Raw genomic sequence first — 17,577 nt, 5'->3', positions numbered from 1 at the left:
CGCGGGATTGCTTCGGGCAGCACGGCCCTCGAACGACGTGGGTGGGTCAACCAAAACGCCTACGTCTCGAAGACCTAGCTTTTTTAGACATGCGATCCCGTGTCCGTACACCCGCACAGACAAGGGGATCGCGTTGAGGTCGGCACCGGATGCGCGACCTGAATCGGATCGACGGCGGTCCTAGAGGCTGAACAGCGCCCCGTCCGGCGCCGCATCGGCGATGACGACACGTTCGCCGTCCAGGCGGGCGCGGCCGCTCGCCACCAGGGCAAGGACCTGCGGGTAGAGGCGGCGCTCCTGCACGATCACCCGGTCGGCGAGGCTGTCGGGATCGTCGTCCTGGCGGACCGGGATCGCCGCCTGGGCGACGATCGGGCCCGCATCCAGCTCCGGCACGACGAAATGGACCGTGCAGCCGTGCAGGCGCACGCCGGCGTCGAGGGCCTGCCGGTGCGTGTGCGTCCCCCTGAACAGGGGTAGGAGCGACGGATGGATGTTGAGCATCCGGCCGGCCCAGGACGCCACGAAACCCGGCGTCAGGATCCGCATGAAGCCCGCGAGACAGACCAAGTCCACGTCGGCCGCCCGCAGAGCGGCGTCGAGGACGGCATCGAAGCCGGCGCGGTCGGAAAAGGCCTTGTGGTCGATGGCCTGCGTCGGGATGCCCGCTTCGGCCGCGCGGGCAAGACCCGCGGCCTCAGGGCGATTCGACAGGACCAGCACGATCTCGGCCGGGTAGGCAGGATCCTTCGCGGCCTCCAGCAGCGCCACCATGTTCGAGCCGCGTCCCGAGATCAGGATCGCGACGCGGGTCTTGCGCGCGGTTCCCATCAGAGAGCGAGGCGCCCGCTGAAGGTCACCGGTTCGGGGCCACGCGCGGTGATCCGCCCGAGGCGCACCGGTGTCTCGCCGGCCCGGGTCAGGGCCTCGTCGACGTCGTCCACCGCGTCGGCGGCGGCGATCACCACCATGCCGATCCCGCAATTGAAGGTGCGCAGCATCTCCGCCTCAGCGACACCGCCTTCCCGGGCGAGCCAGCCGAACACCGGCGGCGGGGTCACGGCGTCAAGGTCGATCGCGATGCCGACCTCGTCCGGCAGGACCCGGGGGAGGTTGTCGGGGAAGCCGCCGCCGGTGATGTGGGCCAGCGCCCGGATCCCGTCGGTGGCGCCCAGCGCCGCGAGCAACGGCTTCACGTAGATCCGGGTCGGCTCCAGCAGCGCCTCTCCGAGGCGGAGGCCGGAGGCAAACGGCGCCGGCGCGTCCCAGCCGAGGCCGCTCTTGGCGACGATCCGGCGGACCAGCGAGAAGCCGTTGGAATGGACTCCGGACGAGGGCAGGCCCAGCACCACGTCGCCGGGCCTGATGCCCGCCCGCGGCAGCAAGGTGCCGCGCTCGGCAGCGCCCACCGCGAATCCGGCGAGATCGTAGTCGGACCCGTCGTAGAGGCCCGGCATCTCGGCGGTCTCGCCGCCGATGAGCGCGCAGCCGGCCTGTCGGCAACCCTCGGCGATGCCGCGCACGATGTCGGCACCGACACCCGGGACCAGCTTGCCGGTGGCATAATAGTCGAGGAAGAACAGCGGCTCGGCGCCCTGGACGATGATGTCGTTCACGCACATCGCCACGAGGTCGACGCCGATCGTGTCGTGGCGGCCGGTCTCGATGGCGATCTTGACCTTGGTGCCCACGCCGTCATTGGCCGCCACCAGGATCGGGTCGCGGAAGCCTGCTGCCTTCAGGTCGAACAGGCCCCCGAACCCGCCGATCTCGGCATCGGCGCCCGGGCGCCGGGTCGAGCGCACCAGCGGCTTGATCGTCTCGACCATGGCGTTGCCGGCATCGATATCGACGCCCGCCGCCGCGTAGGTCAGCCCCGTCTTCGGCTCCTTGCCGTCCCTGGCCGTCATGCCCGCGCCACCTCGTTCAATACAGGCTCCGCTCTAGCGGCTTACCGCGTGGTGCGCGAGTCGCCGCAGCGGCGCCTTGATCGGCGCAGGCCGCATACCCACTCTGCCGAGTGGCGAGGTGTGCTGCGGGGGAAGCGTCATCGTGCGCACACGGGCTGTGATCGGGCTGGCCGCTTTCGTCGCCCTCGGACTCGTCATCTACCTGCTCCGCGAGGTGATGCTCCCCTTCGTGGCCGGCATCACGCTGGCCTATCTGCTCGATCCGCTGGCCGACCGGCTGGAGCGGCTCGGCCTCGGGCGGCTCGCGGCCAGCCTGCTGATCCTGGCGCTGTTCGTCGTCGCGCTGATCGTGACGCTGCTGATCCTGGTCCCGCTCACCGCCAACCAGATCGTGGCGCTCGTTAACGCCCTGCCCGGGATGGTGTCGCGGCTTCAGGCCATCATCGCCGACCGCTCAGGGAGCCTGCTGGAGCGCATCGGCGGCGCGAATGTCCTGAGCGAGCTGCAATCCTCGGTCGGCACCCTCGCGACCCAGGCGGGGACCTGGCTCCTGGCCTTCCTGAAATCGCTCTGGTCGGGCAGCCAGGCGCTGATCTCGATCGCGTCACTCCTGGTCGTGACGCCCGTGGTCGCGTTCTACATCCTGGTCGATTGGGACCGGATGGTTGCCGCCATTGACGGCTGGGTGCCACCGCGGCACCGGGCGACGGTGCGGGACCTCGCGCGCCAGATCGACGGGGCCGTCACCGGCTATGTCCGCGGCCAGACGCTGGTCTGCCTGATCCTGGGGACCTTCTACGCGGTCGGCCTCTGGCTGGTGGGCCTGAATTTCGGGGTGCTCATCGGGCTGATGGCAGGGTTCCTGACCTTCATCCCGTATGTCGGGACCCTGACGGGCTTCCTGCTCTCGGTAGGCGTCGCGCTGGTCCAGTTCTGGCCGTCCGCCGACTGGCTGCATCTCGGCCTGACCGTCGGCGTGTTTCTCGTCGGCCAGTTCCTGGAAGGCAACGTCATCTCGCCGAAGCTCGTGGGCGAGTCGACCGGTCTGCACCCGGTCTGGCTGATGTTCGCGCTGCTGGCGTTCGGCACGCTGTTCGGCTTCGTCGGGCTGCTGCTGGCCGTCCCGATCGCGGCCTCGATCGGCGTGCTCGTCCGCTTCGCCCTGGCCCGCTATCTCCAGAGCCGCCTCTACCATGCCGGGCAGCCGGTCCTGATCGAGCATGACGGCCAGGATGCTGCGGCCTTGACCTCCGCGGGCAGGGGATGATCCTGGACAACGCATGCGCGAGAATGCACCACCCCGGCAGCTCACCTTCGACCTGCCGCTCGATCCCCGATACGGCCGCGAGGACTTCCTCGTCGGTCCGGCCAACGAGGCCGCTTACGCCCTGATAGAGGCGTGGCCCGACTGGCCCGACAGCGTCCTCGTGCTCACCGGCCCCTCGGGCAGCGGCAAGAGCCACCTGGCGGCGATCTGGGCAGAGCGCGCCCATGCCTGGACGAGTGCAGCGGCGGAAATCGGCGCCGATGCGGTGCAACACTTGGTCTCGAATGGCGCCCTGGTGATCGAGGACATCGATCGAGCGGAGCAGCGGGACGAGGCCGCGTTGTTCCACCTCCTGAACCGTGCGCGCGAGCGGGCCTGCCCGGTCCTGCTGACGAGTTCTGCCGAGATCGACGCACTCGGCCTCGTCACCCCGGACCTGCGCTCGCGCCTGCGCCTGGCGCCACGGATCGCCATCGAGGCGCCAGACGACGCGCTCCTGCGTGCCGTTTTGGTCAAGCTGTTCGTGGATCGACAACTCGTCGTCGATCTGAGCGTCATCGACGCACTCGCCCTGCGGATCGACCGCTCCCTCGGTCGCGCCCGCGACGTGGTCGCCGAGCTGGACCGGGACGCCCTCGGGCGCGGCCGGCGCATCAGCCGCCCGCTCGCGCTGGCGGTGCTGCGGCGTATGGGTCTGGAGGATGTGGGTCTGGACGACGAGGCCGAACCCGACGGCTGACGCGGAAATTGGGAGCCGTCACGAAACCGTCGTGATGGCTGCAGGTGGACGATGCTAAACGCTCGGCCCCGCAAGGAGCCGAAGGCAGACACAGGGATCGGGGATGGAATCGACGCAGAAGCCCGTGGAACGCGACGCCGCCGAAGAGGCTGCAGAGCCCCGTCGGCGCTCGACATCAGCTCCGACGACCCGCCGCGTCCCCGCCGCGAGCCGGGCGCTGGCCGATGGCCCGGCTAAGACGGCGGTCGCCGGCGCCACGGCCGATGCCAACGATGAATGGCCCGCCTCGGCCTCTCCAGCCGAGCCGGCAGGGCCCGGCCCGGCGGCTGGGGCGGCACGGGAGCCGGTTTTGGAGGCCGGCCGCTCTCTGCGCCACTCGCCGGAGCGTTTCGTGAACCGCGAGCTGTCCTGGCTCCAGTTCAACCGACGCGTTCTCGAAGAGGCTTCGAACCCCAATCACCCGCTGCTCGAACGGCTCCGGTTCCTCTCGATCTCGGCGAACAACCTCGACGAGTTCTTCATGGTCCGCGTGGCCGGCCTGATCGATCAGGTCCGGGCGGGCCTGACCGTTCCGTCCCAGGACGGGCTGTCGCCCTCCGAGCAGCTGCTGCGGATCGGCACGGAGGTCTCGCGCCTCGCCGCCGACCAGCAGGCCCGCTGGCGGGAGCTACGCGAGGAGCTGCATGCCGCCGATATCGACATCGTCGAGCCGGCCTCGCTCACGGCCGAGCAGGCGGGGTGGCTGGAGGAGTATTTCCTCAACCACGTCTTCCCGGTCCTCACGCCTCTGGCGATCGACCCGGCCCATCCGTTCCCGTTCATCCCGAACCTCGGCACGACGATCGCGCTGATGCTGGTGCGGCCTCGGGACGGGCGGGTGCTGCGGGCGCTGATCCGCGTGCCGGGTGTCCTCGATCGATACGTGCGCCTGCCGGTCAGCAACAGCGAGACCTCGGCGCGGCTCATCCAGATCGAGCAGGTCATCGGAATGTTCACCGGGCGGCTGTTCCCGGGCTACCTCGTCAAGGGCAGCGGCGCGTTCCGGGTCGTCCGGGATTCCGATCTCGAGATCGAGGAGGAGGCCGAAGACCTCGTTCTTCATTTTGAGACGGCGCTCAAGCAGCGCCGCCGCGGCGTCGTGATCCGCCTCGAGGTCGAGGCGGGCATGTCGGAGGATCTGCGCACGTTTGTGGTGGACGAGCTGGAGATCTCTCCGGACGCGGTCTTCCTAGTCGAGGGCATGCTCGCACTGAACGAGTTGTCCCAGGTCGTCGGGATCGACCGGCCGGACCTGAAGTTCAAGCCCTACAATCCGCGCTTCCCGGAGCGCATCCGCGAGAGCGGCGGCGACGTCTTTGCGGCGATCCGCCAGAAGGATTTTATCGTCCACCATCCCTACGAGTCCTTCGACTCGGTCGTGCAGTTCCTCGCTCAGGCCGCCCGTGATCCGAACGTCGTGGCGATCAAGCAGACGCTGTACCGGACCTCGTCCAACTCGCCGATCGTGGCGGCGCTCGCCGAGGCGGCGGAACTCGGCAAGTCGGTCACCGCGCTCGTGGAGCTGAAGGCGCGCTTCGACGAGGAAGCCAATATCCGCTGGGCGCGCAATCTCGAGAAGGCCGGCGCGCAGGTGGTGTTCGGCTTCGTCGAGCTGAAGACCCACGCCAAGCTGTCGCTGGTGGTCCGGCGGGAGGGCGACAGGCTCGTCACCTACTGCCACGTTGGGACCGGCAACTACCACCCGATCACGGCGCGCGTCTACACGGACCTCTCCTTCTTCACGGCGGATCCGGCCATTGCCCGCGACGTCTCGCGGATCTTCAATTTCATCACTGGCTATGCTGAGCCGGCCGAATTGGAGCGGATGGCGGTGTCGCCGCTGACACTGAAGAACCGGCTCCTGGAACACATCGAGGCGGAGGTCGCCCACGCGAAGGCGGGACGCCCGGCGGCGATCTGGATCAAATGCAACTCGCTGGTCGACAGCCAGATCATCGATGCGCTCTACGACGCCTCGGAAGCCGGCGTTCAGATCGACTGCGTGGTCCGTGGCATCTGCTGCCTGCGGCCCGGCATCCCCGGCCTGTCGGAAACGATCCGGGTCAAATCGATCGTCGGGCGCTTCCTGGAGCATGGGCGCATCTACGCGTTCGGCAACGGCGTCGGCCTCCCCCATCCCAAGGCGACGGTCTACATCTCGTCGGCCGACCTGATGAGCCGCAACCTCGACCGACGTGTCGAGGCGCTGCTGCCGATCACCAACACGACGGTGCATCAACAGGTGCTCGACCAGATCATGCTGGCCAATCTGCTCGACAATCGTCAGAGCTGGCGGCTGCTCGCGTCCGGCGGCTGCGAGCGGATCCAGCCGGCGGAAGGCGAGGAGCCATTCAATGCCCATAAGTACTTCATGACCAACCCGAGTCTTTCGGGCCGTGGCAAGGCATCGAAGAAGTCGAGCCCGCGCGCGCTGAGCCGGCGGGCACAGCGGGCCTGAGTTTCGCCGTGCAGCGGCGCTGGGCTAAACGTTTAGTGCGGCGCGCCGGTCGGCGCGTCGGGCTCATCAAGGACTTGGACGTTTGGGCAGCCCTCGTGCCAACCTCACCCTCGCACATTCGGCCGACCCGCTGGCCAGCGAAGCACGCCAGCCGGTGGCCATCATCGACATCGGCTCCAATTCCGTTCGGCTTGTCGCCTATGACGGTCTGAGCCGGGCACCGACGCCGCTCTACAATGAGAAGGTGCTCTGCGGCCTCGGGCGCAATGTCCTGACGACCGGGCGGCTGAACGAGGACGCCGTTGCGCGGGCGCTGGCCGCCCTCGCGCGGTTCCGGGTCCTCTGCGACACCATGCGCGTCGGGCGGGTCTTCGTGCTGGCCACCGCGGCGGCGCGGGATGCCGAGAATGGTCCGGACTTCCTGCGCGCCGCGGAAGCGGCCTGCGGGCAGGAGATCCAGCTCCTGTCCGGCCGGCGCGAGGCGGAGCTCTCGGCCTTGGGTGTCGTCTCCGGCTTTCACGCGCCGGACGGCGTGGTTGGCGATCTCGGCGGCGGATCGCTCGAACTCGTGGATGTCCGTGGCGCCGTGGTTGGGCAGGGCGTGACCATGCCGCTCGGCGGCCTTGCCTTGCAGGACCTCTCCGGCGGTTCGGTCAAGAAGGCTGGCAAGATCGTGCGCGAGCACATGCGCAAGGCGGTGCCCCAGCTCGAGACCCTGCGCGGGCGAACCTTCTACGCGGTCGGCGGCACGTGGCGCGCGATCGCGCGGCTCCATCAGGCCGCCCGCAAATATCCCGTTCACGTCATGCACGGTTACACGGTCGAGCCCTCGGACGAGCTGAGCTTCCTGCAGGTCGTGGAGCAGACCGACGTGGCGCTGCTGCAGGATGTCGACGCGATCTCGGAGGCCCGGCGCCCGCTCCTGGCCTACGGCGCCGTCGTTCTGGAGGAAATCATCCGGGTCGGGCGGCCGCGGGAAGTGGCCATCTCGGCCTCCGGTGTCCGGGAGGGCCTGCTGTTCGAGCAGCTCGACCGCGACGCCCGGCTGGTCGACCCGCTGCTGGCCTCCGCGGCGGAGTTCAACAGCCTCCGTTCCCGCGCGCCGCGCCATGGTGAGGAGCTGATCGCCTGGACCGACCGCTTCGTCGCGACGCTCGACGGCCACGAGACCGCGGATGAGCGCCGCCTGCGCCACGCAGGTTGCCTGCTCTCGGATGTCGGATGGCGGGCCCATCCCGATTACCGCGACGAGCAGAGCATCGCGGTCATCCAGAACGCCGCTTTCGTGGGCGTCGACCATCCGGGCCGGGCCTATCTCGCCCTCTCGGTGTCGCTGCGGCATACCGGCCTTGCCACCGAGAAGGCCAATCCGATGCTGCGCGGGCTGGCGGGGTCGCGCCTGTTCGAACGGGCGCGCCTTCTGGGCGCGCTGCTGCGCGTCGCGTTCCCGATCTCGGCTGGCATGGACGGGGCGCTCGGTCGGGCGCCGCTGACCGTGGAGGAAGGCCGCGTGGTCCTGCGACTCCCGCGAGACTGGGAGCCGCTGAGTGGCGACCGGCTCCTCAACCGCATTCGCGCCCTTGGGCGCGTGATCGGTCTCGACGGGCGGATCGAAGTCGGGGGCGGCACAGCCTGACCGCGCACAGCGCACCTGCCGGCAGGCGGCGTCGCTCGTCCTGCCTGGCGCGACCCTTCTCAGCGCGGCGATTCCGTACAGGTCTTTCGAGGAGCGCTACTGCGCGTGTGCGATCTTGGCACCGGCAGAGTCGCGTTCGGACCCGGATTTCGCCCTGATCGGCGCCTTGATCAGGGCGATCGGACCAGCAAGTCGCTCGGTACGTGGTGTTCCAATTACGCATTAAGCGATTTAATCATTTTCTATATCTATGAATATGTATTTTGATCGTCATTTACAGCATGTAATACGTTTCGAACTCGCTTATTTTCCTTTGCGCCATCTTCTCCGTAAAGCAACAGGCGTGCAATCCGCAGTTATTTGCGCTAGCGTACAGCCACCTTCTGGACCGCTCGCTGAGCTGCGGAACTTTCATCTATGATCAAGTTTGGACGTTTGTCTGTTCGCGTGCTCATGTGCGTGACGTTATTAGCCATGGCGTCGATGTTACTGACCTACGCTGCGACGGCATTGATCGAAGCGCAATCGCAGGCACGGCTGGCAGGGCGCGCCGTCACCTTGGCCCAGGCGAGCCGCAGCCTGCTCAAGACCCTTCTGCCGCTGCGCCTGGAGCGCGGCTCGGCCCTCGCCCTCGGGGGTGAGGCGCCCGCGGATCCGGACACGCTCTCGGCGCTCGCGCAGAGTCGCGAGGCCATGCTGACGAACTTCCGGACGGCCCAGGAGCTTCTGAACGAGCAGGACGTGCCCGCGGTGTCCGCGACGCTGGGCCGGCTGAACGCGGCGCAGGATTCCTTGAACGCCCTTCGTGCTCAGATCGACAGCGCCCTGCGACTGCCTAAGACCCAGCGCGACGCGGCGCTGCTGCCGGCCGCCCTCAAAGCCTTCCAGAACTTGCTCGATGCACTGACCGCAACCACGGATGCGGTCGATGCCGCAATCCCTCGGTCGGACGCGATGCTGCAGCGCTACCTCGTCCTCAAGCGATCCGCATGGACGAGCCGCGTCGCGATCGGCAATGTCGCGCTGCGGGTCCATACATCACTGGCAGCGAAGACCGGATGGTCATTGGCTGAGACCGTGGCGGCTGCCGAGGAGCGCGCGCGCCTTCAGAGCGCCTGGATTGCGACGACCGAGGCCGCCTCTGATGTTCCAGAGACGATCAGGGCCGCATTCCAGAAGGCCCATGCCAGCAACTTCGAGGGCGAGTCCGCCGCGATCGCGCAGGCCGTCTTCGATGCGCTGAGCCTGAACAAGCCATCCCCTCTCCCATTCCTGGAACTCCGGCCGCGCAACACCGTCGATCAGATGACAATCGTTGATCTGGCCTACGCTTCCCTCGACGCGATGGTGGAACGGGCCGAAACCTTGGCGCATGAGGCGCACGCGATTCTCCTGCGGAATGCTGCGGCGTTGCTGGCCGCGACGCTGCTCGTGGCGCTCGGATTGCTCGCTCTGTTCCGCGGCGTTCTCGGGCCGATTCGAGCGATCTCGGCGACGGTGCGGGCGCTGGCGCAGGGCGACACGACTGTCGACGTGCCCGTGCAGGACTACAGCAACGAGTTCCGACCGATCGTGGCCGCCGTGCAGGTGTTCAAGGAGAACCTGATCCGCACCCAGCAGCTGGAAGCCGACACAGCGTCGGCGCGACGGCAAGCGGATGACGAGCGGCGCGCTAGCATGCGCCAGATGGCGGATGGTTTCGAGCGGGCGGTCGGCGACCTGATCGGGCAGGTCTCGGCTTCCGCGACCGAACTCCAATCCGCAGCTGGGTCGCTGTCGACCATGGCCGTGCAGACCTCGACCCAATCCGGCGCAGTCGCGGTCGCGGCAGAAGAGGCGGCCAGCAACGTCAACACGGTTGCGGCCGCCGCCGAAGAACTCGGAACCTCGGTGCAGGAGATCGGCCGTCAGGTCCAGGGATCGGCCGAGCTGGCCAGGGCGGCCGCCTCGGAGGCCGATCACACCGGCGCGCTGGTGCAGGAACTGCGCACGGCAGTGGCCAGGATCGGCGACGTGGTCACGCTGATCTCATCGATCGCCGGACAGACCAACCTTCTGGCGCTCAACGCCACGATCGAGGCCGCGCGCGCCGGTGAGGCGGGCCGAGGTTTCGCGGTGGTCGCCACGGAGGTCAAGATGCTCGCCGAGCAGACCGCCAGGGCGACCGAGGAGATCTCGGGGCATATCGCCCGCGTCCAGACCTCGACCGGGCAGGCGGTGACGGCGATCGGGGCGATCACCGGCCGGATCCGGGAGATCAACGAGGTAGCGGCCGCGATTGCGGCGGGCGTCGAGGAGCAGGGAACGGCAACCCAGGAGATCGTCCGCAATGTCGGAGAGGCGGCTGCTGGGGCCGCCATCGTGACCAGCAACATCGCGGGCGTGGCCCAGGCCGCCGAGAAGACCGGATCCGCGGCCAACCAAGCGTTGGATGCGGCATCTGCCTTGTCGCGTCAGTCGAATCACCTCAGCGGCGCGGTCGGGCACTTTCTTGCGAATGTTCGTGCTACCTACACCATCTCGTCGTCACAGGTGACGCTCGTGCGCGAGACCTTCGCCAAGGTCCAGCCGATCGCCGATACTGCAGCCGATCTATTCTACGACCGGCTGTTCGAGATCGCCCCGCAGATCCGGACGCTGTTCCCCGAGTCCATGACCGAACAGAAGCACAAGCTGATGGCCATGCTGGCGCTGGCGGTCGCGAATCTCGACAAGCCCGAGGCTTTGGCCTCTGCAGTGCGCGATCTCGGGCAGCGGCACATCAGCTACGGCACGCAGGAGGCGCATTTCGAGGCAGTCGGGTCCGCGCTGCTCTGGACGCTCGAGCGCGCACTCGGCGCGGACTTCACACCGGACGTCCGACGGGCCTGGACCGAGACCTACGACGTCGTGGCCGGCTTGATGAAGACGTCCTTCGCCCGGGCGGCTTGACCCGATCCGCCCGCTGACCCGACACCGCGGATCGGCAAAGCTGGTCCGCCCCTTCAGCACTTCGGGACGGCGACGGCAGGCCTCCATGGGCGGCCGCGGCTGCAATCGGCCGCGACTGACACTCAGGCAAGGCGATCGGAGAAGATCGCCTTCTTGACCACCGCGTGGACGCCCCAATTGCCATCCACGACCTGGGTGATCCCGAAATCGACCGCGACCGACATCAGCGAGATCGCCTCGTCCTCGGTCAGCCCCTTCGCGTGCATCAGGAACTGGCGCATCTTGCGGAAGGCGTCACGCATGGCGAGGTCGATGGAGGATTTCTGGAAGATCGCCGCCTGCGCATCCGGGCCGAGGTCGCGCAGGTAGTTCGGGTAGCTGAAGCCGGACAGCACCCACTCCTCCCGGGTCTCGATCATCGGGAAATCGAGAGCTTCCAGCGGCGTGCCGGGCAGGTCCGCCTTCTTGTGCAGGATGAACTGGAACGTGCCAGTGAGCGAGCACTCGATCGCGGTGCCGCACAATTCGGAATCGCCCTGGCTGGCATGGGGGTCGCCCACCGAGAACAGGGCGCCCGGCACCGCCACCGGGTAGTACAGCGTCGCACCCTTGCCGATCCGCCAATTGTCGATGTTACCGCCGGTGTAGCTCGGCGGGATCGTGTTGACCCGGTCGGCCTCGGCGGGCGCGACGCCCATCGTGCCGAAATGCGGACGGATCGGCACCCGGATACCCTTGAGCACCTCGAAGGTCTTCTGCGTCCTGGCGTGATCGACCGGCAGGCCGGGATAGTCGATGGTCGGGTGGGCGACCCCGAACGGGTCGGTCACGCCCGGCCAGCGGAAGCTGTAGACCGCGCGGGCCCAGTCGCGCTCGCCGGTGGCATCGACCTCATAGATGGTGACGACTTCACGCGGCTTATCACCGGTGATCAGGTCGTTGTAATGGTAGCCCCACCAAGCCGCCGCGTTGCTGCCGAAGGTCAGACCCTTGTATTTGGGATTGGCGCAGGTGCGGGGCGCCACGTCGAGGATCCGCACCTCCAGAACATCCCCGGGCTCGGCACCACGGATCGCCACCGGGCCGGTGCAGATATGCACGCCGAGGCCACCGCCGGGGCCGATCTTGGCGTCCATAGGGCCGGCGCCGCGGGGCGAGACCGCCATCTTGTCCTTGGTCCAGAGATAGACGCTCTCGGCGCCCGGATCGCCCTGGATCATCCGCTCGGCATCGTCGCTCGCCTGATGGGTGAGCGTCTCGATCGTGACGAAATCGCCCGAGCCGATCTCGACCTTCGGCTTGAGGCTGCGGCTGAAGAAGCCCCAGTGGACGGTCTCGGCGTTGGCCGGCAGGTGGTAATGCGCCGTCGCGGCGATCTTGGCGCCGCTCGCCTCCGCGAGCGCCGGGCTCACCAGAGACGGGCCGCCGGCCGCGAAAGCCGCCGCGGCGGCACCGGTCGCCGCGAAGCTGCTCTTCAGGAAGGCGCGCCGCTCCGGTTCCAGATCGCGCCGGAATTGGCGGCGATGCTCCTCGAAGGCGTGGCAGGTTGGATCGTCGCCCGCGCACATTGCGTCGTCTCCCGATGATCTCGTGTCCGCGAGAGCGGGAAGCAAATCGACGGCCACGCTCGCGGCCGCCGACAGCCGCTTCTCATTCCGAGATCATGCCGACGCCGCTCTCCTCGGCCGTCGGCGCGGCCTCGTCCGCCTGAGCCTCGACCACGGCCGCGGCCGTGACGTTGACGATGCCGCGGGCCGTCACCGAAGGCGTCAGGATGTGCGCGGGCTTGGCCGGACCAATCAGGAGCGGGCCGACCGGCAGGGCGTCTGCCAGCACCTTCGCGAACTGGAAGGCGATGTTGGCCGCGTCGAGATTCGGGAAGATCAGGACGTTGGCCGCGCCCTTGAGACGCGAGCCGGGCAGCACCCGCTCGCGGACCATCTCGTTGAGGGCCGAATCGGCCTGCATCTCACCGTCGACCTGAAGCTCCGGGTCGCGCTTCTGCAGGAGCGCGAGGGCGTCGCGCATCTTCATCGCCGAGGGCGAATCCGACTGGCCGAAATCCGAGTGGCTGAGCAGCGCGATCTTCGGCGTCAGGCCGAAGCGGCTGACGTGGCTGGCACAAGCCTGCGCGACGTCGGCGATCTCCTCGGCCGTAGGGTTCTGGCGGACATGGGTGTCGGCCAGGAAGTAGGCGCCGTTATGCGTCACCACGAGGCTCATCGCGGCGCATTGCTCGACGCCGGGCGCGAGCCCGATCACGTCGCGGATGATGCGCAGCCGCGTCTCGAACCGTCCCTCCAGGCCGCAGATCAGTGCGTCGGCCTCGCCGCGGCGCACCGCGATGGCGCCGATGACCGTGTTGTTGGTGCGCACCAGCGTGCGTGCCGCGTCGGGCGTGATGCCACGGCGTCCCGCCACCTCGAGATAGGTCTGCACGTAGGCGCGGTAGCGCGGATCGTCCTCGGGATCGATCAGCTCGAAGTCGCGGCCGTGCACGAGGGACAGACCGAAGCGCTTCAGCCGGGTTTCAACCACCCGCGGCCGGCCGACCAGGATCGGGAACGCAACCTTGTCCTCGACGATCGCCTGGACGGCGCGGAGCACGCGCTCGTCCTCGCCTTCCGCGTAGATCACACGCTTGGGTTTGGCCTTCGCCTTCGAGAACAGCGGCTTCATGATCAGGCCGGACCGGTGCACGAACCGGTCGAGGCCCTCGATATAGGCGTCCAGGTCGGTGAGCGGCCGGCCTGCCACGCCCGAATCCATCGCGGCCTGGGCGACCGCCGGGGCGATGCGCAGGATCAGGCGCGGATCGAACGGGCTCGGGATCAGCGATTTCGGCCCGAATGGCCTGGCCTCGCCGCCATAGGCCCGGGCGACCACGTCCGAGGTGGTCTCGTGGGCCAGGCCCGCGATCGCCTTCACGGCGGCCTTCTTCATCTCCTCGTTGATCTTGTGGGCGCCGACATCGAGCGCACGCGGAAGATGTAGGGGAAGCACAAGACGTTGTTGACCTGGTTCGGGAAGTCCGACCGGCCGGTGCAGATCATCGCGTCCGGCCGCTCCTTCTCGGCCAGATCCGGCATGATCTCCGGATAGGGGTTGGCGAGCGCCATGATCAGGGGCTTCTCGGCCATCTCCTTCAGGTATTCGGGCTTCAGGACGCCGCCAGCCGACAGGCCGATGAACACGTCCGCACCCGGGATCACCTCGGCGAGCGTACGCTTGTCGGTCTCCTGCGCGTAGACGTCCTTCCAGCGGTCCATCAGCTCCGGGCGCCCCTTGTAGACCACGCCCTTGATGTCGGTGACCGTGATGTTCTCGCGGGTCGCCCCGAGGGAGACGAGCAGGTTGAGGCAGGCGAGCGCCGCCGCGCCGGCGCCGGAGGTGACGATCCGGACGTCGGACAGGTTCTTGCCGGCGAGTTCGAGTCCGTTGAGGACGGCCGCCGCCACGATGATCGCGGTGCCGTGCTGATCGTCGTGGAAGACCGGGATATTCATCCGGGCCCGGCACTGCTCCTCGACCTCGAAGCACTCGGGGGCCTTGATGTCTTCCAGGTTGATGCCGCCGAAGGTCGGCTCCAGCGCGCAGACGACGTCGACGAGCTTCGAGACGTCCTTCTGGTCGACCTCGATGTCGAACACGTCGATACCGGCGAACTTCTTGAACAGGACCGCCTTGCCCTCCATCACGGGCTTCGAGGCGAGCGGGCCGATATCGCCGAGACCCAGCACGGCCGTGCCGTTGGTGAGCACCGCCACGAGGTTCTGCCGGATCGTAAGCTCGGCGGCCTGCTGCGGGTCGTCGTAGATCGCCATGCAGGCGGCCGCGACGCCGGGCGAGTAGGCCAGCGCGAGGTCGCGCTGGTTGCCCAGCGGCTTGGTCGCCTGGATCTCCAGCTTCCCGGGCTGGGGCAGGCGGTGGTAGACGAGCGCCCCGGCCTTGAGGTCCTCGGACATGTTATCGGCCATCGCCCACGCTCCCGCTCACCTGCTTTCCCGAGGACGACGCGAGCGCGCATCGCACGGGCTCGCGTCTTGACCGGTCTGTTGCACCGGCTGCGCAGGGGGCGCAACCCGCACAACGAGACGCGGATCCACCTCGCCAAACTGGCGAGAACCTACGGCTTCTCCATAGGCGCTTATTCGTATGGGCGTCCAAAAGTCCGTTTCCCGGAGAGCGGCCGGCGGCTGACGATCGGCCGCTATTGTTCCATCGCCGACAAGGTCGAGATCCTGCTCGGCGGCGATCACCGCTTGGACTGGGTGTCCACCTATCCGTTCGCCGCGATGCGCGGGTTGTTCCCGGACGCCCGGGCGCCGGAGGATTTCCACGCCTCGCGGGGCGATGTCGTGATCGGGCACGACGTCTGGCTCGGCTCCGGCTGCATGATCCTCTCTGGGGTAACGGTCGGCCACGGGGCCGTGGTGGCGGCGCGCGCCGTCGCGACCCGCGACGTGCCTGCCTACGCGGTGGTGGCGGGCAACCCGGCGCGCGTGGTGCGGCATCGGTTCGACGCCGGGACCGTCGAGGCTCTGCTGGCGGCGGCGTGGTGGGACCTGCCGCACGCGGAGGTGACGCGGCTCGTACCGCTGCTGCAGTGCGGCGACGTGGCGGCCCTGATCGCGGCAGCGGGCGCCGTTGCGGCGGCGCGGGGGATTGCGTAATCCGCGGCCCATCTTCGCCGCTCACGCCGAACCCGGAGCCCGACCATGTCCGACCCCGCACTGCCCGACCGCCTCTCGGTCAACCCGGAAAGCCCCTATTACGACGCGGCCCTTCTGGAGCGCGGCGTCGGCATCCGCTTCAAGGGCGTGGAGAAGACCAACGTCGAAGAGTACTGCGTCAGCGAGGGCTGGGTGCGCCTCTCCGCCGGCAAGACCCTCGACCGCGCCGGCAACCCGATGACGGTGAAGCTGAAGGGCCCGGTGGAGCCCTACTTGCGCGATGCGGCGGACGACGAGTGAGATCCTGTCGGGCTCATCGCTCCAGCGGGAACGGCGTGGGCTCCCAGTAGGGCTCCAGCTCCGTTCCGCGGACGTTGGCGGCCTCCCAATCGTGCAGGATCTTCGCCAGCGCCGGGCGGTCACCGGCCATGAGGGGTTCCCCCACGGCAGCAAGCTGCGTCTGCCAACGATGCGGGCGCGATCCTGGAGGAAACGACTTGCCGATGTGCCACGCTTGTCGTTCGTGCCAGATCGCTCGCGCGGCGTTTAGGTTGCCGGCTGCGATGTAAACGATCATGCGGTCCTCGTGCGGCTCGTCGTGGACCCAATGTGGCCTCGGCGGCAGTGTCGCGTAGCCTTCCGGCGTTCCATAGAGTGCCAGTTTCGGAAGCGCTACGGAATTTAAGACTGCGATGGCTTCCGATACCATCGTGGGGTCAGACCAGTGCCAGAGCTTTTCCGCCGATGCTGGAGGCCTATCTAAACGCTCAAAGTACGTTCCAATGGAAACATTACCATCCAAACCTGCAAAATACAACGCCGCCATAACCAATCTCAGTGAGCAACAATCAGGATCAGACGTTCTCTCGATAAATATGCCATGCGCGATATGATGAACAGGTTTAACAACTAAAAAACGATCACCCATCTGCGTTAGGTGCGGATGCGCTTTTTTCAGAGCTTCAAAGATCGGCCGAACTTGACGATTGCTGGTCATGTCATGGGCTTGATCTGAATCAGAATATAACGCAGTGTACCTGGATAACGTCTTTGCACAACAGTGGCGATATCGACTGACCGCGGTCCTCTGAGATATGCACCTCCTGTCTTATGATCATAGACACAGACAGTAGATGGCTGCGAACGCTCAAGCACATCAAGCCGGATCGATCCTCGCGCGCCATATTTCGCATCCGTACCAGTCGTAGCATCAAAAGATGTCTCGGCGACAAGATTCGGGTCTTTCGTGGCATTTATGACGCCCGCAATACCAGCATGCACTTTGTTGCCGAAATCCTGGGCACCGAAGTAATTGCCAGACGCTTTGACACCTGCAGCGACCGCATCCGCTATAGCCTGCACCTCCCTGTTGCGAGGACACAACTGGTCCAACTCGGTCTGCCCTACTGCCCCAACCCACATGGCTCGATCGTTGTAAGCATCCCCCGGGATATACTCGCTCGCCGGAGCGGCGAAGATAGCCTTTCGATCGCTGGTATTCCGACCGGACAGAACCGAGAAGAGCGATCCCGCGGCCTCGAGCGTTCTCGCGAATCGCCGGGCCAACTCGTCGGAGGCGCGCGGTTGGCTTCGGGCCAGTTGGACGAAGGCCTCCGGCTCGGCCCCATCCTGGGTGAGGATGCTGCGAGCCAGGATCTCGCCGCTGTCGCCATCGCGGATCGTCTGAGTAAGACCTGAGGTCTCGAAGACAGTGCGTGTCCCGTCCGGTCCGGTGACCGTGTGCTGCTCGTCCCAGTCCGTGTGCGGTTTGGCTCGGATCCGGATCGAGAGAACCCGCGATCCATCTTCGAGCACTGCGTCCTCCGTTTGCGATTGAGCCTCGGAGCCGCCGTCTGTGCCCTCCGAGACCTAGCGGCCGCCGTCGGACTGGCCGGCCGGCGCGCGCGGCTGGTCGGGTCGGTAC

12 protein-coding genes and 1 pseudogene are annotated in these 17,577 nt (G+C 67.4%); 7 read left to right on the top strand and 6 right to left on the bottom strand.

The window, feature by feature from the left end; genetic code table 11:
- Nucleotides 1–180: 180 nt before the first annotated feature.
- Together purN and purM are read right to left on the bottom strand one after the other, a co-directional pair.
- Entirely contained in the window at nucleotides 181–831 is a 651-nt protein-coding gene (gene purN, locus JOE48_RS05515; RefSeq protein ID WP_210028537.1) for a phosphoribosylglycinamide formyltransferase, read from the bottom strand.
- Nucleotides 831–1,910 (bottom strand): phosphoribosylformylglycinamidine cyclo-ligase, encoded by a 1,080-nt coding sequence (gene purM / locus JOE48_RS05510; RefSeq protein ID WP_210028536.1) that lies wholly within the window; start codon nucleotides 1,908–1,910, stop codon nucleotides 831–833. Before purM ends, purN begins: the two co-directional genes overlap by 1 nt.
- A 142-nt stretch (nucleotides 1,911–2,052) precedes the next feature.
- Between purM and JOE48_RS05505 the strand changes: the two genes are divergently transcribed.
- From JOE48_RS05505 to JOE48_RS05485, 5 genes are all read left to right on the top strand, one after another.
- Nucleotides 2,053–3,177 carry an AI-2E family transporter gene (locus JOE48_RS05505; protein ID WP_210028535.1) on the top strand — a complete coding sequence of 375 codons (1,125 nt, stop codon included), beginning with the start codon at nucleotides 2,053–2,055 and terminating at the stop codon, nucleotides 3,175–3,177.
- A gap of 13 nt (nucleotides 3,178–3,190) precedes the next feature.
- Nucleotides 3,191–3,916: a DnaA ATPase domain-containing protein gene (locus JOE48_RS05500; RefSeq protein WP_210028533.1), complete on the top strand. Its 726-nt coding sequence runs from the start codon at nucleotides 3,191–3,193 to the stop codon at nucleotides 3,914–3,916.
- A gap of 103 nt (nucleotides 3,917–4,019) precedes the next feature.
- Nucleotides 4,020–6,413, top strand: a complete 2,394-nt coding sequence (locus JOE48_RS05495; protein ID WP_210028532.1) for an RNA degradosome polyphosphate kinase — start codon at nucleotides 4,020–4,022, stop codon at nucleotides 6,411–6,413.
- A gap of 82 nt (nucleotides 6,414–6,495) precedes the next feature.
- Nucleotides 6,496–8,049, top strand: coding sequence for an exopolyphosphatase (gene ppx, locus JOE48_RS05490; protein WP_210028531.1), 1,554 nt, complete (start codon nucleotides 6,496–6,498; stop codon nucleotides 8,047–8,049).
- Between the two features lie 474 nt (nucleotides 8,050–8,523).
- A complete protein-coding gene (locus JOE48_RS05485; RefSeq protein WP_245252719.1) occupies nucleotides 8,524–10,980 on the top strand; it encodes a methyl-accepting chemotaxis protein in 2,457 nt (818 codons plus the stop codon).
- 122 nt (nucleotides 10,981–11,102) lie between these two features.
- On the opposite strand, the gene JOE48_RS05480 is transcribed toward JOE48_RS05485, so the two are convergent.
- Nucleotides 11,103–12,548 (bottom strand): acetamidase/formamidase family protein, encoded by a 1,446-nt coding sequence (locus tag JOE48_RS05480; RefSeq protein ID WP_210028527.1) that lies wholly within the window; start codon nucleotides 12,546–12,548, stop codon nucleotides 11,103–11,105.
- Between the two features lie 82 nt (nucleotides 12,549–12,630).
- Nucleotides 12,631–14,957 (bottom strand): annotated as a pseudogene (locus tag JOE48_RS05475) (NADP-dependent malic enzyme).
- A 78-nt stretch (nucleotides 14,958–15,035) separates the two neighbouring features.
- Here JOE48_RS05475 and JOE48_RS05470 point away from each other — a divergent pair.
- Together JOE48_RS05470 and JOE48_RS05465 are read left to right on the top strand one after the other, a co-directional pair.
- Nucleotides 15,036–15,653, top strand: coding sequence for a CatB-related O-acetyltransferase (locus tag JOE48_RS05470; protein WP_210035581.1), 618 nt, complete (start codon nucleotides 15,036–15,038; stop codon nucleotides 15,651–15,653).
- Nucleotides 15,654–15,698: 45 nt separating this feature from the next.
- Nucleotides 15,699–15,953: a DUF3297 family protein gene (locus tag JOE48_RS05465; protein WP_210028526.1), complete on the top strand. Its 255-nt coding sequence runs from the start codon at nucleotides 15,699–15,701 to the stop codon at nucleotides 15,951–15,953.
- A gap of 13 nt (nucleotides 15,954–15,966) precedes the next feature.
- Here the strand turns inward: JOE48_RS05465 and JOE48_RS05460 are convergent, their stop codons facing one another.
- Together JOE48_RS05460 and JOE48_RS05455 are read right to left on the bottom strand one after the other, a co-directional pair.
- Nucleotides 15,967–16,650, bottom strand: a complete 684-nt coding sequence (locus JOE48_RS05460) for a hypothetical protein (protein WP_210028523.1) — start codon at nucleotides 16,648–16,650, stop codon at nucleotides 15,967–15,969.
- On the bottom strand, nucleotides 16,647–17,468 hold the full coding sequence (locus JOE48_RS05455; protein WP_210028522.1) for a hypothetical protein: 822 nt from the start codon (nucleotides 17,466–17,468) through the stop codon (nucleotides 16,647–16,649). Before JOE48_RS05455 ends, JOE48_RS05460 begins: the two co-directional genes overlap by 4 nt.
- Nucleotides 17,469–17,577: the final 109 nt, after the last annotated feature.

Origin of the sequence: Methylobacterium sp. PvR107 (assembly GCF_017833295.1) — a bacterium.
Classification (GTDB): domain Bacteria; phylum Pseudomonadota; class Alphaproteobacteria; order Rhizobiales; family Beijerinckiaceae; genus Methylobacterium.
Note: the sequence above shows the minus strand (reverse complement) of the source record. Positions and strands in the feature narration are given on the sequence as shown.